Below are 18,899 nucleotides of genomic sequence, written 5' to 3'. Positions count from 1 at the left end.
CAATGGACGTTGTGCAGGGCTTTGGAATCAACCTTGAAAGCGTAGCCTCAATACCGGTTGGGCTCCATTTCCAGGTCGACGTGGAAACGTTCTGAAATGTCTTTTTGAATATGCTGCGCCAGATTCAGCAATTGCAGGCCCGTTGCGGTGCCGTAGTTGACCAGCACCAGCGCCTGTAATTTATGCACGCCGGCATCACCGTCGCGAAAGCCTTTCCAGCCGGCCCGCTCGATCAGCCAGCCCGCTGCCAGTTTCATTTGCCCGTCGGGTTGCGCATACGCCACCAGATCCGGGTATTCACCCTTGAGTTGCGCCACGAGTGCAGCTGGCACCAACGGATTCTTGAAGAAGCTGCCGGCATTACCGAGCACCGCCGGGTCCGGGAGCTTTTCGTTGCGAATGCTGCAAATGGCCTGGCTGACATCGGTGGGCGTCGGGTGATCGATGCCCAGCGACGTCAGGCGCTGGCGAACCGGGCCGTATTCCAGATGCAGGTGCGCGGTGCGCGTGAGGGTGAAACGCACCCGCAGAATCACCCACCGCCCCGGTTCCTGTTTGAACAGACTGTCGCGGTAGGCGAAGTTGCACTCGGCCAGCGTGAAGTCCCGCAGCTCGCCGGTCTGGCGATCGAGGGCCGTCAGGCCGGCAAAAATATCCTTTATCTCGACGCCGTAAGCGCCGATGTTCTGCATCGGTGCGGCGCCCACGGTGCCGGGAATCAGGCTTAGGTTTTCCAGTCCCGACAACCCTTGCGCCAACGTGTGTTGTACAAACGGATGCCACGGCTCGCCCGCCTCGGCTTCGATCACCACCTGATTGCCGTCATCGCTCAGCAGGCGAATGCCCCGTGTGGCCATGCGCAGTACCAGTGCCTGGACATCAGCAGTCAGCAGCAAATTGCTGCCGCCACCGATCACCAGCACGGGGACCTCATGTTCCGCCCCATAGGCCAGAGCGTCACGCACGTCGGCGTCGCTATGAGCCTCGGCAAACAACCGCGCCTGAACGTCCACGCCAAAGCTGTTGAACGGCTTGAGCGAAACCTGGGGTTGTACCTGCAAACTCATAACCGTCCCTTCAATTCGATCACCAGTAGATCGCTGGCGCGCTCGATCAGGTCCAGTACCTGTTCGAAGCCTTGGTCGCCGTCGTAATAAGGATCCGGCACTTCATCGATTTGCGACTGATAGCGACGCAGGAACAAATCCAGCTCGGCCTTGCCCTTGGCTGGTTGCAAGGCCTTGAGGTGGCGCAGGTTACTGTTGTCCATCGCCAGAATCAGGTCGTAGGTGGCGAAGTCGGCGCGGGTCACTTGCTGAGCGCGCTGGGCGGACAGGTCGTAGCCACGCAGTTTCGCCGCGGCCTGGCTGCGCTTGTCCGGGGCCTTGCCGACGTGCCAGTCACCGGTGCCGGCAGAAGCCACTTCGACTTGCCCGGCCAGCCCCGCCTCATGCAGTTTGTGCCGCAATACGCCTTCGGCCGTGGGGGAACGGCAGATGTTGCCCAGGCAGACGAACAGAACCCGCATCAGGCCTCCAGCAGGCGACGAACGCGCTCGAGGTCTTCAATCGTATCGACACCGGTGGGTGGTGCGATCAGCGCGTCGGCGACGTGAATCCGCACGCCGTGCCAGAGCGCCCGCAGCTGTTCCAGAGATTCGGTGTTTTCCAGCCAGCACGGGCCCCAGGTGACGAAGTCCTGCAGGAAACCTGCGCGATAGGCGTAAATGCCGATGTGGCGGCGATACGGCACACCTTCCGGCATTTGCTCGCGGCTTTTGGCGAACGCGTCCCGAGCCCATGGCAAAGTGGCACGACTGAAGGTCAGTGCCAGGCCATTGAGGTCACTGACCACTTTGACCACGTTGGGGTTGAACAGGGTTTCCACGTCTTCGATCGTCTCGGCCAACGTGGCCATGCGCGCTTCGGTGTGGGCGGCCAGGTTGGCGGCGACCTGATCGATCACGCTCGGCGGAATCAACGGCTCGTCGCCCTGGACGTTGACCACAATGGCGTCCGGGGCCAGGCCCAGTTTCGCCGCGACTTCGGCCAGACGGTCAGTGCCGGAATTGTGGTCTTCGCGCGTCAGCACCACTTCGGCACCAAAACCTTTGCAGACCTCGACGATACGCGCATCGTCGGTAGCCACAACAATTCGCTGGGCGCTGCTTTTGCTCGCCTGTTCCCAGACGTGCTGGATCATCGGCTTGCCGGCGATCAGCAGCAGCGGTTTGCCCGGCAGGCGGGTGGAGGCAAAACGTGATGGGATGACAACGGTAAAGGCTGTAGTCATTTGTCCAGACGCTCGTCGGTGGTCAGGGTGCGCGCTTCAGTTTCGAGCATCACCGGGATGCCGTCGCGAATCGGGTACGCGAGACCGGCGCCCTTGCTGATCAGCTCGGTTTTGTCGGCGCTGAGCTTGAGCGGGCCTTTGCAGACCGGGCAAGCGAGGATATCGAGCAATTTGGTGTCCATGAACATTCCCTGGATAGAAACGGATTTAAGGCAAAAGACGAGCCGGCAACAGGCGCATCAGCTGCGTATCGAACCAGGCCACGAAGGCCGGCGATGGCACAGCATCGACCGCCAGGTACCACCAATCGGCGGCGGCGAAGGCACGGCACTTCACCGCGTCCTTTTCCGTCATCACCACTGGCAATGACGGTGTGAAATTCAAGGCCTGCACGCTGTACTCGGCGTGGTCGGCAAATGCATGGGGCACTGGCCGCCAGTGTAGCGTTTCGAGGGTCGTGAAGAAACGCTTGGGGTTGCCGATCCCGGCTACGGCATGCACGGCCTGGCCAGCAGGAAAGTGGTCGAGGGGACGCCGTTCGCCGCTGTGCAGATTGACCAGCGCCGTGGGTTGCAGCTGGAAGGCGAAGCCGTCTTCACGATCACTGACAGCGCCGTTGTACAGCACTGCGTCGACGCTTTGCAGGCGCTCGATCGGTTCGCGTAACGGCCCGGCCGGCAGGCAACGCTGGTTGCCCAGGCCTCGAGCGGCATCGATCAGCACCAGCTCCAGGTCCCGGGCCAGCCGGTAATGCTGCATGCCGTCGTCGGAGAGAATCAGGTCCAGCGGCTCACTCGCCAACAAGGCCTTGACCGCACGGCTGCGGTCCGGGTCGATCATCAGCGGCACGCCGGTGCGCTGGACGATCAACAGCGGCTCATCGCCCGCCACGTCCGCGCCTTGATCCGCCTCGACCCGCCACGGCAGTTGCGCAGGTTTGGCGCCATAGCCACGGCTGACCACGCCGACCCGCAGACCACTGCGCTGGCAATGCTGGATCATCCACAGAATCAGCGGCGTCTTGCCGGTGCCGCCCACCGTGATGTTGCCGACCACGATCAACGGCACCGGCGGTTGGTAGATCTCGCCCTCGCCGGCCAGGAAGCGATTGCGCTTGCCGGTGACCACACGCCGATACAGCCATTCAAGCGGCTGTAAAAGCTTCAAGGCCGGATGACCGGCATACCACGCGGCGAGCAATCGGTCGGACATGGCCATCAGGACGCTGGCGCCGCCTCGACAGTGGTCATGCGCAAATGGCTGAAACCGAGCTTGCCGGCAGCGTCCATGGCAGTGATGACGGACTGATGAGGGGTCTTGCCATCGGCGCTGATGGACAGCGGCAGGTTGGTGTCGCCGTTGGATTCTTTCTGTAGCGCTTCCATCAGGCTGGTCAGGTCGTTCTTCGGTAACAACTGGTTGTTGACCGAGAACACCCCCTCGGCGCTGATGGCGATATCCAGTTGCTTGAGCTGCTGGTCTTCGGCCGGGGAACCGCTGACCGCTTCCGGCAGGTCGACGCGCATTTGGGTTTCACGGGTGAAGGTGGTGGTCACGACGAAAAACAGCAGCAGGATAAACACCACGTCGATCAGCGACGCGAGGTTGATGTCTACCGTTTCCCGCGGTTTACGACGGAATTTCACGCTTTACCCTCGGCCAGATCCACGTCGCGGTCGCCCTGCACTACCTCGACCAGTTTGATCGCTTCCTGCTCCATGCCCACCACCAGCTCATCGATCCGGCGTTGCAGGAAGCGGTGGAAGAACACGGCCGGGATGCCGACCATCAGGCCAGCAGCGGTGGTGATCAGCGCTTTGGAAATACCACCGGCCAGAACCGCGGCGTTAGTGCCCATGCCCGTGCCCATGAACGCACTGAAAATATCGATCATGCCCAGTACCGTACCCAGCAAACCCAGCAACGGGGCCATGGCGGCAATGGTGCCGAGGGCATTGATGTAGCGTTCGAGTTCATGGATCACTCGCGCAGCGGCCTCTTCGATGCACTCTTTCATGATCTCGCGACCATGCCTGGAATTCGCCAGACCGGCGGCCAGGATCTCGCCCAGCGGGGAGTTGGCGCGCAGTTCCTTGAGTTTGTCTTTATTGAGTTGCTTGTCTTTGATCCAGACCCACACCTGCCCGAGCAAGTGCTCCGGGGTCACGCGGCTGGCACGCAGGGTCCACAGACGCTCGGCGACGATCGCCATGGCCGCGATGGAACTCAGAATGATCGGCAGCATCATCCAGCCGCCGGATTTGACCAATTCCCACACAGTGACAGTCCCCTCGAAAAAGTGCGCCACTCTAACATAGGGGGTGGACGCACCGAAGACCGCGATGTCGCATCCGGTCGGGCTTTAATAACGCGGGTTACTGGCTCAATGGTGGCCGATCGCGCCAGAAACGCCGTTCCTGAAGCATCGTCCACGGCGGTGCGAAGCGTCCCAGTTGTAGACGAATGGCACCCTGCACAGCGCTGTCGTAGATCGCCACACCGCGCTTTTGATAGCGCGCCACGACCGTGGGATGGGGATGGCCGAAAGAATTGCCGTTGCCACGGGAAATCAGCACCGCTTTGGGTTGCAAGGCGCTGAGCAATGCCGTCGACGACGAACTGCGACTGCCATGGTGCGGTGCCTGCAACCAATCCGTCGGCACCGCCATTGGACTGTCGAGCAGCGCCCGCTCGGCCGCGCTATCAATATCGCCGGTCAGCAGCAGCCGTTCGCCGTTGGCTTCGATCTGCAGCACGCAGGATTTCTGATTACTCTCGCTGGCTGACGGCCACTGCCAGAGTTGGAACTTCACGCCGTCCCAGGCCCATTGCTGACCGCTCTCGCAGCCCTCGGCGTGCAGTTCGTCTGGCAGGGCCAGGTGATCGCCACTCAGTACTTGCTTCACTGGTATTGCGTTGGCAATCGCTCGCGCACCGCCGGCATGATCGGCATCGGCATGGCTGATCAGCATCAGATCGAGGCCGTCCACGCCCAGTTTGCGCAATGATGGCAACACCACCCGCTCCCCCAGGTCGATATCGCCGAACCGTGGCCCGGCGTCATACAGCAGGGTGTGATCGCGAGTACGCACCAGGATGGCCAATCCCTGGCCGACATCCAGCTGCCAGACCTCGGCCATGCCTTCAGGCAACGTGTGCCGGGGCGGAAAAACCAGCAACAGCAGCATCGGCCAGCCCAACGGGCGCAACGGCACGCCTCTGGGCAGCAACAGAAGAAACGCCCCCAGCGTGCCGAGCGCCCATACCCACAACGGGACCGCCGCCGGCACCCACGCGGGTAATTGCCCAGCCACCAACACCAACCCTCTGAACAGAAGGTCGATCAGACCGCCGGCCAACCACAGCAACCCTTCGCCCACATAAGGAACAGGCAACAACAGCGTTCCGAGCAAGGCCGGCGGCAACACCACCAGACTGATCCAGGGCACCGCCAACAGGTTCGTCAGCGGCCCGCTGAGACTGATCGGCAACCCCAGCACCAACAGCAGCGGGCCCAGACCGATCGCGATCAGCCATTGGGCGCGGGTCCAGGTTTGCCACCAACGCCACGGCCCCAATCGTCCGCCAAAGGTGAAGATCAGTACCGCTACTGCCGCGAAGGACAACCAGAAACCCGGTTGCAGGCTCGCCAGCGGCTCCAGCAGCAAAACGCCGTCAAGCGCCAGCAACAGCGGCCACCATGCGCCGAGGTGACGAAACCGTAGCCGCCACAACAGCACCAGACCGATCATCAGGCAGGCCCGACGCACCGGCACCTCGAAGCCGGCCAGCAGCCCATAACCGAGCGCCGCCACGAACGCCAGCCCGCACGCCCATGGCAGCCACGGCAAGCCCTTGGGCCACGCACCATAACGAGCCAGCCCGACGATCAGCAGATACACCAACCCTGCCAGCAAACCAATGTGTTGCCCGGAAATCACCAGCAGATGCACGGTGCCGGTGTCTTGCAACACCTGCCAGTCTTCGCGGCTCAGCCCGGCGCCATCCCCCAGCACCAACGCCGTCAGCGCCCCCGTTCGCCCTTGGGCATCCACTGCTTGCAAGCGCTGACGGATGCCATCGCGCCAGGCCCATTGCGCCTCCCTCAGCCTCTGGCCGTCCTTGACGGTCCCGGTGGCGCCGATGCGTTGGGCCAGTAACCAGGCGTCATAATCGAACGCACGCGGGTTGAGCAACCCGGCAGGACGCTTCAATTTGACGGCCAGCCGCCAATGCTCGCCACTGTTGACGGGCGGCCCGCCATACCAGGCCAGACGCAGGTGCCGAGGCAGCTTGGTGCGACGGGACTGACTGTCCGTCAGCTCGAAACGCACCACGCCCTCGGCCTGCTGCGGCAAACCCGTCACACGGCCTTCGACCCAGCGAGTCTCGCCATCGAGATTCAGCGGCAGGCGATCATTCAGCGCCCACTGGGCGTTCGCGCAAGCCCAACTGAAACCGAACAACAAAAATGCCAGGGGAAAGGTGCGAAACGGCAGCAGCATCAATCCCACTACCGGCAACAACAGCCACAACCCTGCCGGCGGTAACGCCGGTAAAAAACGCAGGGCCAGCAAACCCAACGCCAGCGCCATCATCCCTGTGCGCATAAGCCCGTCCTTGAGAGTCCCCTCCCTAGGCTTAGCCGGCGCGCCGCACGTACGTCGTTAACAATTGTCACAAAATCTGAATGGGCGGTTCGTAGAATCCAGACATACTTGCCGCCTTAACCGACCGAGAAGCCTTATGCCCCGGCGCTTATTCAAACGTTACATGCCAGACCCGACCAGCATCAGGGAACACAAATCCTTACGCTTTCTCGGCACCCTGCTGCATGACCCGAACCTCTGGCACCTCAATCGCCATTCCGTGGCCCGGGCCATGGCGGTCGGACTGTTCGCGGCGTTCCTGCCCATCCCGCTGCAAATGCTGCTGGCGGCCACCCTCTCCATCGTGGTGCGCGGCAACATGCCGATTGCCGTCAGCCTGGTCTGGCTGACCAACCCGATCACCATGCCGGCGGTGTTCTTCTGCACATACCAGACTGGCGCCTGGCTGATGGACGTCCCCGCCAGGAGCCTGCCGGACGAACTGACCTGGGAATGGATCAGCGGCGAACTCTCGAGCCTGTGGCAACCGTTCTTGCTTGGCTCGGTGGTAACGGGGTTGGTGCTTGGGGCGCTGGCCTATTGCCTGGTGATGATGTATTGGCGCTGGTGGGTGAGTCGGCAGTGGAAGCGGCGTAAGCAAAGTCGAATGTGAGAAAGCAAAACGGCCTCCGCTTGGGAGGCCGTTTCTTTTTGCGGTGTTTATGCTGACGCCATCGCGAGCAGGCTCGCTCCCACACTGATTGGCGTTGCCCACCTATTTTGCGATCGACACAAAACCAATGTGGGAGCGAGCCTGCTCGCGAAGCAGGCGACGCGGTCGCTCCTAGGTACGCATCCCACGCCCACTCACCAGCAGCCGCGCACAACCGATGTACAGCACAACGGTCGCAATGAGCATGAAGGTGATCGCCACGCTGATCTTGATATCCGACACACCGAGGATGCCGTAACGGAAGGCGTTGACCATGTGCAGCACCGGGTTGGCCAGCGACACGGTCTGCCAGAACAGTGGCAGCAAACTGATCGAGTAGAACACCCCGCCCAGGTAGGTCAGCGGTGTCAGCACGAAGGTCGGGATGATCGAGATGTCATCGAAGTTGCGCGCAAATACCGCGTTGATGAAGCCCAGCAGCGAGAAGATCGTCGCCGTCAGCACCACCACCAGAACGGTCACGCCCAGATGATGCACCTGCAGCTTGGTGAAGAACAGCGACAGCAGGGTCACGATGATCCCGACCATCAACCCCCGCAGCACGCCGCCCAGGGTGTAGCCGATCAGAATCGTATGCGGCGACACCGGCGACACCATCAATTCTTCGATGGAGCGCTGGAACTTGCTGCCAAAGAAACTCGACACCACGTTGCCGTAGGAGTTGGTGATCACCGACATCATGATCAGCCCCGGCACGATGTACTCCATATAAGTGAAGCCACCCATGTCGCCGATCTGCCGACCGATCAGATTGCCGAAGATCACGAAGTACAGAACCATGGTGATGGCCGGCGGCAGCAGGGTCTGCGGCCAGATCCGGGTGAAGCGTTTGACCTCACGGTAAACGATGGTATTGAGGGCAACGAGGTTGGGTTGCAGCTCGGAACTCATACCGCCACCTTCGACAGATTTTTCTCCACCAGAGACACGAACAACTCCTCGAGGCGATTGGTTTTGTTACGCAGGCTCAACACTTCGATGTTCTGCTGCGCCAATTGGGTAAACAGCGCGGTAATGCCCATGGCCTTGTCGACCTGGACTTCCAGGGTATGGCTGTCGATCAGTTTGGCCGGGTAACCGAGCAACTGCGGCGCCACTTGCAACGTGTTCTTCAGATCCAGCAGGAAGGTTTCGACATGCAGTTGGCTGAGCAACTGCTTCATGCTGGTGTTCTCGACAATGGTGCCGTGGTCGATGATGCCGATATTGCGGCACAACTGCTCAGCCTCTTCCAGGTAGTGGGTGGTGAGGATGATGGTGATGCCCTTCTTGTTCAGTTCAGTGAGGAAGGTCCACATCGAGCGACGCAATTCGATGTCCACCCCCGCCGTCGGTTCATCGAGGATCAGCAGGCGCGGTTCGTGAACCAGCGCACGGGCGATCATCAGTCGGCGCTTCATGCCACCGGACAGGGAGCGCGACGGCACATCGCGCTTGTCCCACAGGCCCAGTTGGGTCAGGTACTGCTCGGCGCGTTCCTTGGCGATTTTCGCCGGGATGCCGTAGTAACCGGCCTGGGTCACGACAATGTCGAACGTCTTTTCGAACTGGTTGAAGTTGAATTCCTGGGGCACCACACCAATGCAGCGCTTGAGCGCCGCCGGTTCCTTGTCCAGGTCGTGACCAAAGATATTCACTGTTCCGCTGGTCTTGTTCACCAGGGTCGAGAGAATGCCGATGGTTGTGGATTTGCCGGCGCCGTTGGGGCCGAGCAAGGCGAAAAAGTCACCTTCGGCAACGTCCAGATCGATACCACTCAAGGCCTGGAAACCGTTGCCGTAGGTTTTGGTTAGCTGCCGGATGGACAGAGCGGAACTCATATCGGATTTACGCACCAAGAAGGGAGAAAGGAATAAATAAGAGCGGGCGGCGAGCAATGCAACCGCGGCGCATGAGCGCAATGGTGCTTGTCGCCGCCACACAAGTACAGTCAAGCGTGTCGATAGTGAGTATTAAGTCAACGCGGTCATGACGGCTTTGCGATAGGCCGAACGCTGTTTCAACCGCGCGTACCAGGCTTCGAGATGAGGCTGTGACGCGCGCTCGATCGGCATCTCGAACCAGGCATAAATGAAACTGCCCAAGGGAATGTCGCCCATGCCGATCTCATCGCCGGACAGGTACGGTTTAGCCGCCAGCGCTTGATCGGCCATCGACAGCAAGTTGTCACACTCCTTGATCGCGGCCTTGATGGCTGGCCAGTCCTGCTGGTCTTGCGGGGTGCGCAACACGCCCCAGAACACGGTGCGGAACGGCGCGGCAAAACTTGAAGTGGTCCAGTCCATCCACTTTTCGGCACAAGCACGGGCCTGCAGGTCCGTCGGATACCAGGCAGTGCCGCTGGCATGACGGGCCATCAGGTAACGCACGATCGTGTTGGATTCCCACAGCACGAAGCCGTCGTCTTCGATCACCGGCACGCGGCCGTTGGGATTCATCGCACGGTACTCAGGCGTGTCGACCACGCCAAAGGCACCGCCGGCATCGATGGCTTCATAGGCCAGGCCCAGTTCTTCGGCGGCCCACAACGGCTTTCTGACATTCGACGAGTTTTTCCGACCCCAGATCTTCAGCATGACCGCCTCTTTTTGAATAAATGCGCAGGCAGCATACGCCGGATCAGGCGCGACTCAAATCGCTCTGCATGTCACCCAGTTGCAGCGGCAATTGCTCGCCGAACAGATGCGGATAGCACTTTTCCAGGTGTTCGAAAAAGAACGCTTCAGGCACATCAGTGAACTGACCATGATCGACCAGGTATTCCATCAATTGCTCGCCATCACGGTTGTAGGGATGGAACACGCTGTCATTGATCCCGTCGAACTCCAGCGGCGCGACATTGAACAGTTCGCAGAGTTGTTGATTGAAGGCCGGCGTGGCTTTGATCCAGCGATCGTTCAGATACAACTCGGTGTAACCGTGCATGGCGAACACATCGCTCTTGAGCAGTTCGAGCAGGCGCGGCGTCGACAGGTGATTACGCACGTCCGCCAGACCGATACGCGCCGGGATCGCGCAATGCCGGGCGCAACCTGCCAGCAGCGTGGCTTTGGGCACGCAATAACTCTCCCCTGCCGCCAGCGCATAGCTGCCGCGCAAGGTCTCTGGATCACGGCTGAAGGTGTAGGGGTTGTAGCGCACGGCCTCGCGCACCGCGTAATAGAGATTGATCGCCTGTTCAAGCGGATCGCGCCGGGCGCCCCGGTGTTTTTCGGCGAACGCCACCACCGAGGGATGGTCACTGTCGATGAAGCGGCCGGGGCTCAGACATGCGTGCATGAGAACAACCTCCTGGGGGAAGCCACGAGTCTAGCGATGCCTTCAGCACAGAGATAACGACGTTTCGGCCAAATATCAGCGCTTGCCGCCCTGTTGACGGAAGCGTTCAACCGTCCGCATCGAAATAACTGACGAATTTCAGCCGTTGCTTCCTACAAGCTCAAACCGATCGCTCTGACCACCCACTTTTATAGATGCCGTCTAAGCTCTGAAAGTGGTTTGGCCCTTGGCTTGACGGAGAATTGAATATGCTGCTGTTGTGGATACTGGTTCTGCTGGTCGGGATTGCCTATCTGGCACATCGCCGCACCGCGCCTCTGCCCGCTTTGGGCATCATCGCTGTCTATCTGCTGGCGATGGGCATCTTCAGACATGCGAGCCATGCCCCCGTCTGGCTGCTGCTGATTTTCTGGGTGATGCTTGCGGCTGTGGCCGCCTTCCTGTTACTGCCGGACCTGCGCCGAAAACTCTTCACGGCGCCCATATTCAACTGGTTTCAAAAAAACCTGCCGCCCATGTCGCAAACCGAGCGTGAAGCCATTGAAGCCGGCACAGTCTGGTGGGATGGAGAGCTGTTCACCGGCCGTCCGGACTGGAACAAGCTGCTGGCCTATCCAAAAGCGCAACTGAGCGAAGAGGAACAGGCGTTCATCGATGGTCCGACCGAAGAGCTCTGCGCGATGGTCACCGATTGGCAGATCAGCCAGTTGATGGACCTGCCGCCCCAGGCCTGGGATCACATTAAACGGCATGGCTTTTTTGCCCTGATCATTCCCAAGGAATACGGCGGCAAGGGCTTCTCGGCTTATGCGCACTCCCAGATAGCGATGAAACTGGCGACCCGCAGCGGCGACCTGGCTTCCACCGTCATGGTGCCCAACTCCCTCGGCCCCGCGGAACTGCTGCTGCATTACGGCACCGACGAACAACGCAATCATTACCTGCCACGGCTGGCCCGTGGCGACGATATCCCCTGCTTTGCCCTGACCGGCCCGATGGCGGGTTCCAACGTCGGGGGGATGACCGACACCGGAGTGATCTGCAAAGGTGAATGGGAAGGCAAGGAAACCCTCGGCCTGCGCCTGAACTGGGAAAAACGCTACATCACCCTCGGTCCGGTGGCGACCTTGATCGGCCTGGCCTTCAAGGCCTATGACCCGGATCATCTATTGGGTGACAAAGTCGACCTGGGGATCAGTCTCGCACTGATTCCAACCCAGACCCCCGGTGTGGAAATCGGCCGCCGTCACCTGCCGCTGGGCGCCGCCTTCATGAACGGCCCGAACGCTGGCAAGGATGTGTTCATACCGCTGGAGTTCATCATCGGCGGTCAGGAGATGCTCGGCGAAGGCTGGATGATGCTGATGAACTGCCTGTCGGTCGGGCGTTCCATTTCGCTGCCTGCCATCGGTACCGCCGCGGGCAAGTTCAGCAGCCTGGTGACGGGCCAATATGCGCAGGTTCGCGAGCAATTCAACGCACCGCTGTCAGCCTTCGAAGGGATTCAGGAAGCACTGGCGCGGATCGGCGGCAGTACCTGGCTGATGGACAGCGCACGGATGCTCACCGCCAACGCGGTCGACCTCGGCGAAAAGCCGTCGGTGCCCTCGGCCATCATCAAATACCACCTCTCCGAACGCGGTCGCGAGTGCATCAGCCACGCCATGGATGTTCACGGTGGCAAGGCCATCATCATGGGCCCGAACAACTACCTGGCGCGTAGCTGGCAAGGTGCGCCCATTTCCGTCACGGTCGAAGGTGCGAACATCCTGACACGCAACCTGATGATCTTCGGCCAGGGCGCTATTCGCTGCCATCCGTTCGTGCTCAAGGAAATGGCCCTTGTCCACCGCGAAGACAAACAACAGGCGCTGATCGAATTCGACGCCCTGCTGCTCAAACACATTGGTTTTGCCGTGAGCAACGCCGCCAGCACCCTGGTGCTGAACCTTGGCCTTGGGCATTTCGAACACGTGCCCGGGGACAAGCTCAGCCAAGGCTACGTGCGTGCCCTCAACCGGCAGGCCGCGGCTTTTGCCATGCTTGCAGACCAGTGCATGATGCTGCTGGGCGGCGAACTGAAACGCCGCGAACGCTTGTCCGCACGTCTGGGCGATGTGCTCAGCTACCTGTATCTGGCCTCCGCGGCGCTCAAGCGTTATCACGATCTCGATTCGCCGGAGCATATGCGTCCGCTGTTCGCCTGGGCCATGGAAGAGAGCCTCGGCCAGTCCGAACGTGCGCTGGACGAACTGCTGACCAACTTCCCGAACAAGGTACTCGGCTGCCTGCTGCGGGTGATGGTGTTCCCGTTCGGTCGCTGGCACAGAGGCCCATCGGACAGACTGGCGGCCAAAGTCGCCGCAGTCCTCGGCCGCGCCAAGGGCGATCCAACCCTTGAGGAGTTATTGGCGGGCTGCTATCGCCCGCAATCGACAGAGGATCCGGTCGGCGCGCTGCAGCACGCCTGCGACTTGCTGAACGCCGCCAAGCCGCTACAGAAAAAACTCAATACGGCACTGAGAAGTCGTCAGGTCAAACCCACTGTCGGGGAGTCTGTCATCGATGCCGCGCTGGAGGCTGGCGTCTTGCAACCGGTTGAGGCCCAGACCTTGCGCGAGGCAGAAGTGGCGCGGCGCAAAGTGATCGATGTCGATGATTTCGACAAACAGGTGTTGGTGCTGGGCAAAGGCAAGGTCCGCTGATCCAGCGTACCCTGGTCTTCCACGGGGCTCTTTACCATGTGTAAAAGGGACGCAGGAGCTTTATACTCCTGCGCCCGTTTTGCTCTTGAGGACTTATCTCGTGTCCAATGTCGTTGCCGATCACCTCGTCTTGCTCGACCACCTGCGCAGCATCCTGGTCGCCGTGGGTGAGGCCGAACAGGTTCCCGAAGAAAGCCATGCCTTGTTCCTGGAGCGCTTCGACGAACTGCGTGCATTGCTGCCGGTCGACCCGATCGAAAGCCAATACCTAGGCCAGGACATTCTGTGCCAGGTCATCACCCGCTATCCGCAAATCGCTCATCTGGTTCCGCGCGACCTGCTGTGGTACTTCGCCGGTGACTGCCTGCATTACATGCCCGATGATGAAATCGACCTGTACCAGGCTCTGGAAGAACGTCGCTTCGAAGCCGAACAGAACGATGAACCGTTCGACTGGAATCAGGAAAAACAGCTGCTGGCGATGTCGAACCAGGACAGCAAGCACTGATCCCCGGTCAGTAACGCAAAAGGCCCGCATGGTTAATCATGCGGGCCTTTTTTGTGGCAATTGCCAAGTGATGGGGTGTTTGGGCTACCGTCTTCGCGAGCAAGCCCGCACACATTTGATCTTCAGTGGACACAGATTCTGTGTATGGCAGAAATCCACTGTGGGAGCGGGCTTGCTCGCGAAAGGGCTCTTCAGAGCAACCCATCACTCTCGGGCAACTCATACTCCACCGCGACCTTGCCCGAATCACTTGGCTTGCCCGGCTTGCTCAAGGTCGGCTCCTTCTCCAGGCATTCCACCAGATAGTCGATGAACACCCGCAACTTGGGTGGTAGATAGCGGGTTGGCGAATGCAGCAACCAGGCGCCTCCGTGATAGGAGGCCAGAAAGGTCCAGTCCGGCAGTACCTGCACGATCAGCCCTTGTTCCAGAGCATAACGGGCGGTGAAGTACGGCAGGCTGCCGATCCCGATGTGTTGCAATACCGCACCCAGTCGTACACCCGTGTGATTGGCGGCATAACGTCCGCGCACACCGACGGTCACGGCTTTGGTGCCTTTCTTGAATTTCCAGCGCGCATCGCTCGGGGTTTCCCCAAGATAGATGCAGCTATGGTTGAGCAAGTCGTGGGGATGAGTCGGTGTGCCGTGCTCGGCCAGATACTGCGGCGTTGCGCAGAGCAGATGATCGATGGTCAGTAACTGCCGCCCCACCAGTCCCGCGGGCGGGCGATCGGTAATGCGGATCGCCAGGTCGACGTTGTCATCGATCAAATCCACCTGGCGGTCCTCGAGCAACAACTCCACATCCACGTTGGGATAACGCCGCAGAAATTCCGGCATATGCGGATGAATCACGAACCGTCCGACAGCCTTGGGCACGCTGACGCGCACCAGCCCTTCCGCTTCCTGGGTGAACTGACCGCTGATTTCCATCACCGACTTCGCCGCGCTGACCATCTCCTGGCAACGCTTGAACACCTCTTCGCCACCATCGCTCAGACGCAGCTTGCGCGTGGTTCGTTGCAACAGACGCATGGCGAGTGCCTTCTCCAGGCGTGAAATGCTGCGACTGACCGCCGAGGGCGAAGAGCCTGACTGGCGAGCGGCTTCGGAGAAACTGCCGGTCTCGACAACCTTGACGAAAATCGCCATTTCACCGAGCAGCGGCAGGGGAAGATTTATGCTCACAGCGCAACAGTCCTTTGATGGTTGAACGGATTATCACGCAATTCCACGATTCATATAATAAAAATAGAAACTTTAATGAGGACATGGAATATGACGCTTCGCCTCTTTTTCCATAGTGATGACCTCAAGGCCAATGTGGAAGTTCTGGATTGCACCCCCCACGAGAACGAGTTCGCCGTGGTGCTGCGCGCCACACTGTTTCACCCCCAAGGCGGAGGGCAACCCTGTGATACCGGCTGGATCGGCGAAAGCCAGGTGCTGCGCGTGGTTCAGGATCCGGACCGGATCATCCATTTCGTCGATCACCCGGTAAGACTCGGCATGACCCAGATTCGGGTCGATCAGCAACGCCGTCAGTTCAATACGCGCATGCATTCGGCGGGGCACTTGATTGGTCACTTCGTCCAGGCCCTGGGCTGGATGCCGACCAAGGCCCATCACTGGCCGGATGAAGGACGTGTGCAGTTCAAGCCGGGCGAAAGTGCGCAGGACGTTGATGCCCAGACGATTCAGTACGGCATCAAGCAATGGATCGCCCATGACCTGCCGCGCCTGACGTCGTTGCGCGAAGGCGCCCGGGAAATCGGTTTCGGTGAATTGCCCGCCTACGGCTGTGGCGGCACCCATGTACGGAGCCTGAAGGATTTGGGCACCGTCACGATTGCTTCCCTTTCACAGAAAAAGGGAACGCTGTCAGTCCACTACCACGTGGATTGAGCATTTGGGCGATGTCGTCCCCGTCATCGCCTGACGCCGGGGGAGCCTGCGTTCGCGGGCTCTGTTGACTATCTGATAGATGGACCTAAGACATGATGCTTGACGTCAATCGTCTCGATGAGACGTGCATACAAAAACTGGCCAACGAAGAAGTCCTCGCCATCCGCGTCAAAGGCTTGCTGCCTCAGCCGCTGGCGATCCAGATCGGCGACAAGATTCTCGCCCCGGGCTTCGAGGGCTACATCAACGCACCGAGCATCGGTCGCATCGGCATGGCGTTTTATGAAGCGGAAAACCAGCCGCTGCTGATCGAGGACTATTTCGAGCGCGCCACCGGCAACATCGCCGAATTGCGCAGCCGTTGCGCGCCCTACTCCTCTCCTGTCGACACCCTGCGCTGCATGCTCGACGAGTCCTGGCCGGCAGGCGCGCACCTGGAAAACCTCTATGGCCGCAAGATGTATGTGGGGCTGTCCCGGGTCGTCAAACCCGGGGTGTGCTTCCTCGCCCATCACGACATTTTCGCCAAGGACGCCCCGGACAGCTTCCAGGCCAAAAGCCTGGAAGCGCAATTTGCCTGCAATGTTTACCTGAACATGCCAACCGAGGGGGGCGCGTTGCAGATGTGGGACCACGACATTACCCCGGACCAGTTCGACGAAATGCGCGGCGACAGTTACGGCATCGATCCGGCCCTGCTCGGCCCTCCGACCCTGGAGATTCGCCCTGAGCCGGGTGATTTCATCATGTTCAACTCACGCCGCATGCACTCGGTGACGCCGGGTGTGGACGATCCGCGATTGAGCCTTTCCTTCTTTGTCGGCTATCGCGGCAATGCTTCACCCCTTACTTTCTGGAGTTGAGATGTTTTCGAATTATCTGGGCGAGTTTCTGGCGCTGGCAACCATCCACTTCCTGGCCGTAGTCGCACCTGGACCGGACTTCGCCGTGACCATCCGCCAAAGCGTGCGTTTCGGCCGGTTGGTGGGTATCTGCACGGCTCTGGGCATCGGCGCGGGTATTTCCGTGCATGTGCTTTACACCTTGCTCGGCGTCGGCGCGTTGATGCACACCACGCCCTGGTTGTTGACGGCGGCCAAGGTCGTGGGGGGTGCCTACATCTTGTACCTCGGCGTAAGCCTGTTGCGCAGCAAACCCAAATCGGCGATTGAAGGCGATAAGGATGCAGAAGCGTCAACTGAACAGCAGTCCCTGTTCAAGGCCTTCAGCACAGGCTTTCTGACCAACGCCACCAACCCCAAGGCCACGCTGTTTTTTCTGGCCATTTTCACGACCATCATCAGCGCCTCGACACCGCTGCAGATTCAGGCGCTGTACGGGCTATGGATGTGTTTCGTGAACGCCTTGTGGTTCGTGATCGTGGCGCTGTTCTTTTCCAGCGCGCGGGTGCGATTGCTGTTCATGCGCATGGGGCACTGGTTCGAACGAACCATGGGGGTGATTCTGATCCTGTTCGCCGGTCGGTTGATTCTGTCGATGTAATACAAACGGCCCACACAGTCTGACTGGCGGGCCGTCGGTGTCATTTATTGCTCGATAGCCCAGACCTTCACCAAAGCGCCAGGGTATAGCTGACGATCAAGCGATTCTCATCCAGATCATTGCCAAAGTTCGAACGCACCGACGCATTGCGCCATTTGAAGCCCAGGCCTTTCAAGGTACCGTCCTGCACCACGTAAGCGATATCGGTGTCGCGCTCCCACTCCTTGCCTTCACCCGCAGCACTGCGTTGCACGTTATCGCCCGAGATGTAGCGGGTCATAAAGCTCAACCCCGGCACACCCAATGCGGCGAAGTTATAGTCATAGCGCGTTTGCCAGGAGCGTTCGTCAACGTTGGCGAAGTCCCCGATCTGCACGAAGTTGACCAGGTACGGATCGCTGCGGCCGATGTACGGAAACGGATCGTCGCCGCTCATGCGCTGGTAGCCGAAGCCTAGCGCATGACCGCCGAGGCTGTAGGTAAATAACGCACCGAAAGCCTGGTTATCGAGCGCACGAAAGTTGCCATCTTCGGTGCTGCGCGCATAGCGCACATCGCTCTTGAGTGACTGGCCAGAACCCAGATCCAGCAGGTGCACCAAACCCAGGTAGTTTGCTGGTAAATATTTTCCAGCTTGCCGTAGCGGTACTGCGCTGTCAGGTTCGGCAGGAACTGATAGTCAGCCCCGGCGAACTGGAACTTGTCGCTTTTCCCGCCGATACGGTTGGCGGTCATGTCCTGGTAGTCGGTGGAATCGACGAAGTTGATCTGCGTGAGTTGCCCGGCCGTCAGCTTCAATCGGTCAACTTCTTGAACATTGACCAGTGCCCCCTTGAACGTTCCGGGCAACAGGCGCGTGTCGTTGGCGTTCACCACCGGATCCTTGATCTGCAAAGTGCCGAGCTTCAGGGTGCTGTTGGACAAACGCACTTTGGCCGTCAGGCCCAACTCGCCATAGCGATCCTGAGAGCCGCCCGACAAATCCGGCGGCAACAGATTGGTGCCCGCCGTGCCGCCGCCGGAGTCCAGTTTAAAACCGGCCATGCCCAGCGCATCCAGACCAAACCCCAGCGTGCCAGCGGTATACCCGGACTCCATCCGCAACAGAAAACCCTGTGCCCATTCCTCGGCTTTGTCTCGCGAGCCGTCCTGGCGGAAATCGCGATTGAAGTAAAAGTTGCGTGCTTCCAGGCTGCCTTTACTGTCGGCAATGAAATCCGCCTGAGCGGCCGGTGCGCCGAGCAAACTCAAGCCGAGCAATGTGCCGATCGGGATGTATAACCGTTGGGTGGAAAACAAAAAGTTCATGCCATGCTCCTGTTTCGGACGCGAGCGAGCCCTCTCGGGGGCGTTGCGATCGCGACCGATGTTTGTTGTCGATTA

General features: G+C 60.1%; 19 protein-coding genes and 1 pseudogene. 6 read left to right on the top strand and 14 right to left on the bottom strand.

Annotated features, from left to right (window positions below; translation table 11 throughout):
- Positions 1-47: 47 nt before the first annotated feature.
- The 8 genes from murB to AACY49_RS17940 all read right to left on the bottom strand — a co-directional run bounded on the left by murB (position 48) and on the right by AACY49_RS17940 (position 6,902).
- Positions 48-1,067 carry a UDP-N-acetylmuramate dehydrogenase gene (gene murB, locus AACY49_RS17975; RefSeq protein WP_339525453.1) on the bottom strand — a complete coding sequence of 340 codons (1,020 nt, stop codon included), beginning with the start codon at positions 1,065-1,067 and terminating at the stop codon, positions 48-50.
- Entirely contained in the window at positions 1,064-1,528 is a 465-nt protein-coding gene (locus AACY49_RS17970; protein ID WP_258699605.1) for a low molecular weight protein-tyrosine-phosphatase, read from the bottom strand. Before AACY49_RS17970 ends, murB begins: the two co-directional genes overlap by 4 nt.
- Positions 1,528-2,292, bottom strand: coding sequence for a 3-deoxy-manno-octulosonate cytidylyltransferase (gene kdsB / locus AACY49_RS17965; protein WP_258699604.1), 765 nt, complete (start codon positions 2,290-2,292; stop codon positions 1,528-1,530). Before kdsB ends, AACY49_RS17970 begins: the two co-directional genes overlap by 1 nt.
- The gene (locus tag AACY49_RS17960; protein WP_007945752.1) at positions 2,289-2,474 is read right to left on the bottom strand and encodes a Trm112 family protein; all 186 of its coding nucleotides are present in this window, start codon (positions 2,472-2,474) and stop codon (positions 2,289-2,291) included. Before AACY49_RS17960 ends, kdsB begins: the two co-directional genes overlap by 4 nt.
- Positions 2,475-2,499: 25 nt before the next feature.
- Positions 2,500-3,510: a tetraacyldisaccharide 4'-kinase gene (gene lpxK / locus AACY49_RS17955; protein ID WP_339525450.1), complete on the bottom strand. Its 1,011-nt coding sequence runs from the start codon at positions 3,508-3,510 to the stop codon at positions 2,500-2,502.
- Complete coding sequence (locus AACY49_RS17950; protein ID WP_258699602.1) at positions 3,510-3,938, bottom strand: ExbD/TolR family protein; 429 nt, start codon at positions 3,936-3,938, stop codon at positions 3,510-3,512. Before AACY49_RS17950 ends, lpxK begins: the two co-directional genes overlap by 1 nt.
- Entirely contained in the window at positions 3,935-4,570 is a 636-nt protein-coding gene (locus AACY49_RS17945) for a MotA/TolQ/ExbB proton channel family protein (RefSeq protein ID WP_258699601.1), read from the bottom strand. The genes AACY49_RS17950 and AACY49_RS17945 overlap by 4 nt, the downstream gene beginning before the upstream one ends.
- 97 nt (positions 4,571-4,667) lie before the next feature.
- Positions 4,668-6,902, bottom strand: coding sequence for a DNA internalization-related competence protein ComEC/Rec2 (locus AACY49_RS17940; protein WP_339525447.1), 2,235 nt, complete (start codon positions 6,900-6,902; stop codon positions 4,668-4,670).
- Between the two features lie 136 nt (positions 6,903-7,038).
- On the opposite strand from AACY49_RS17940, the gene AACY49_RS17935 reads away from it, so the two are divergent.
- A complete protein-coding gene (locus tag AACY49_RS17935; protein ID WP_258699599.1) occupies positions 7,039-7,554 on the top strand; it encodes a DUF2062 domain-containing protein in 516 nt (171 codons plus the stop codon).
- A 171-nt stretch (positions 7,555-7,725) separates the two neighbouring features.
- Here AACY49_RS17935 and AACY49_RS17930 read toward each other — a convergent pair whose 3' ends face one another.
- The 4 genes from AACY49_RS17930 to AACY49_RS17915 form a co-directional block, all read right to left on the bottom strand.
- A complete protein-coding gene (locus tag AACY49_RS17930) occupies positions 7,726-8,505 on the bottom strand; it encodes an ABC transporter permease (protein WP_258699598.1) in 780 nt (259 codons plus the stop codon).
- Positions 8,502-9,434 (bottom strand): ABC transporter ATP-binding protein, encoded by a 933-nt coding sequence (locus AACY49_RS17925; RefSeq protein ID WP_095634883.1) that lies wholly within the window; start codon positions 9,432-9,434, stop codon positions 8,502-8,504. Before AACY49_RS17925 ends, AACY49_RS17930 begins: the two co-directional genes overlap by 4 nt.
- 132 nt (positions 9,435-9,566) lie before the next feature.
- Complete coding sequence (locus AACY49_RS17920) at positions 9,567-10,190, bottom strand: glutathione S-transferase family protein (RefSeq protein ID WP_258699597.1); 624 nt, start codon at positions 10,188-10,190, stop codon at positions 9,567-9,569.
- Positions 10,191-10,233: 43 nt separating this feature from the next.
- The gene (locus AACY49_RS17915; protein WP_258699596.1) at positions 10,234-10,893 is read right to left on the bottom strand and encodes a transglutaminase-like domain-containing protein; all 660 of its coding nucleotides are present in this window, start codon (positions 10,891-10,893) and stop codon (positions 10,234-10,236) included.
- Between the two features lie 248 nt (positions 10,894-11,141).
- On the opposite strand from AACY49_RS17915, the gene AACY49_RS17910 reads away from it, so the two are divergent.
- Positions 11,142-13,598 carry an acyl-CoA dehydrogenase gene (locus AACY49_RS17910; protein WP_339525440.1) on the top strand — a complete coding sequence of 819 codons (2,457 nt, stop codon included), beginning with the start codon at positions 11,142-11,144 and terminating at the stop codon, positions 13,596-13,598.
- 100 nt (positions 13,599-13,698) lie between these two features.
- Positions 13,699-14,106, top strand: a complete 408-nt coding sequence (locus tag AACY49_RS17905) for a PA2817 family protein (RefSeq protein WP_007905217.1) — start codon at positions 13,699-13,701, stop codon at positions 14,104-14,106.
- A 191-nt stretch (positions 14,107-14,297) separates the two neighbouring features.
- On the opposite strand, the gene AACY49_RS17900 is transcribed toward AACY49_RS17905, so the two are convergent.
- Positions 14,298-15,296 carry a LysR family transcriptional regulator gene (locus AACY49_RS17900; protein ID WP_339525438.1) on the bottom strand — a complete coding sequence of 333 codons (999 nt, stop codon included), beginning with the start codon at positions 15,294-15,296 and terminating at the stop codon, positions 14,298-14,300.
- A 90-nt stretch (positions 15,297-15,386) separates the two neighbouring features.
- Between AACY49_RS17900 and AACY49_RS17895 the strand changes: the two genes are divergently transcribed.
- The 3 genes from AACY49_RS17895 to AACY49_RS17885 all read left to right on the top strand — a co-directional run bounded on the left by AACY49_RS17895 (position 15,387) and on the right by AACY49_RS17885 (position 17,516).
- Positions 15,387-16,013 (top strand): alanyl-tRNA editing protein, encoded by a 627-nt coding sequence (locus AACY49_RS17895; RefSeq protein WP_258699592.1) that lies wholly within the window; start codon positions 15,387-15,389, stop codon positions 16,011-16,013.
- Positions 16,014-16,105: 92 nt separating this feature from the next.
- Positions 16,106-16,876, top strand: coding sequence for a 2OG-Fe(II) oxygenase (locus tag AACY49_RS17890; RefSeq protein ID WP_258699591.1), 771 nt, complete (start codon positions 16,106-16,108; stop codon positions 16,874-16,876).
- Between the two features lies 1 nt (position 16,877).
- A complete protein-coding gene (locus tag AACY49_RS17885) occupies positions 16,878-17,516 on the top strand; it encodes a LysE family translocator (RefSeq protein WP_258699590.1) in 639 nt (212 codons plus the stop codon).
- 67 nt (positions 17,517-17,583) lie between these two features.
- Here AACY49_RS17885 and AACY49_RS17880 read toward each other — a convergent pair.
- Positions 17,584-18,824, bottom strand: a pseudogene (locus tag AACY49_RS17880) (OprD family porin).
- Positions 18,825-18,899 lie beyond the last annotated feature (75 nt).

Source organism: Pseudomonas sp. EL_65y_Pfl2_R96, from assembly GCF_963970905.1.
Taxonomy (GTDB): domain Bacteria; phylum Pseudomonadota; class Gammaproteobacteria; order Pseudomonadales; family Pseudomonadaceae; genus Aquipseudomonas.
The sequence above is the reverse complement of the archived record's forward strand: the minus strand, read 5'-3'. Positions and strand labels throughout refer to the sequence as shown.

What these genes read in the sequence shown, in the direction of transcription:
- murB (WP_339525453.1), bottom strand. Translation starts at nt 1,067, where the DNA reads ATGAGTTTGCAGGTACAACCCCAGGTTTCGCTCAAGCCGTTCAACAGC.
- AACY49_RS17970 (WP_258699605.1), bottom strand. Translation starts at nt 1,528, where the DNA reads ATGCGGGTTCTGTTCGTCTGCCTGGGCAACATCTGCCGTTCCCCCACG.
- kdsB (WP_258699604.1), bottom strand. Translation starts at nt 2,292, where the DNA reads ATGACTACAGCCTTTACCGTTGTCATCCCATCACGTTTTGCCTCCACC.
- AACY49_RS17960 (WP_007945752.1), bottom strand. Translation starts at nt 2,474, where the DNA reads ATGGACACCAAATTGCTCGATATCCTCGCTTGCCCGGTCTGCAAAGGC.
- lpxK (WP_339525450.1), bottom strand. Translation starts at nt 3,510, where the DNA reads ATGGCCATGTCCGACCGATTGCTCGCCGCGTGGTATGCCGGTCATCCG.
- AACY49_RS17940 (WP_339525447.1), bottom strand. Translation starts at nt 6,902, where the DNA reads ATGCGCACAGGGATGATGGCGCTGGCGTTGGGTTTGCTGGCCCTGCGT.
- AACY49_RS17935 (WP_258699599.1), top strand. Translation starts at nt 7,039, where the DNA reads ATGCCCCGGCGCTTATTCAAACGTTACATGCCAGACCCGACCAGCATC.
- AACY49_RS17930 (WP_258699598.1), bottom strand. Translation starts at nt 8,505, where the DNA reads ATGAGTTCCGAGCTGCAACCCAACCTCGTTGCCCTCAATACCATCGTT.
- AACY49_RS17925 (WP_095634883.1), bottom strand. Translation starts at nt 9,434, where the DNA reads ATGAGTTCCGCTCTGTCCATCCGGCAGCTAACCAAAACCTACGGCAAC.
- AACY49_RS17920 (WP_258699597.1), bottom strand. Translation starts at nt 10,190, where the DNA reads ATGCTGAAGATCTGGGGTCGGAAAAACTCGTCGAATGTCAGAAAGCCG.
- AACY49_RS17915 (WP_258699596.1), bottom strand. Translation starts at nt 10,893, where the DNA reads ATGCACGCATGTCTGAGCCCCGGCCGCTTCATCGACAGTGACCATCCC.
- AACY49_RS17910 (WP_339525440.1), top strand. Translation starts at nt 11,142, where the DNA reads ATGCTGCTGTTGTGGATACTGGTTCTGCTGGTCGGGATTGCCTATCTG.
- AACY49_RS17895 (WP_258699592.1), top strand. Translation starts at nt 15,387, where the DNA reads ATGACGCTTCGCCTCTTTTTCCATAGTGATGACCTCAAGGCCAATGTG.
- AACY49_RS17890 (WP_258699591.1), top strand. Translation starts at nt 16,106, where the DNA reads ATGATGCTTGACGTCAATCGTCTCGATGAGACGTGCATACAAAAACTG.
- AACY49_RS17885 (WP_258699590.1), top strand. Translation starts at nt 16,878, where the DNA reads ATGTTTTCGAATTATCTGGGCGAGTTTCTGGCGCTGGCAACCATCCAC.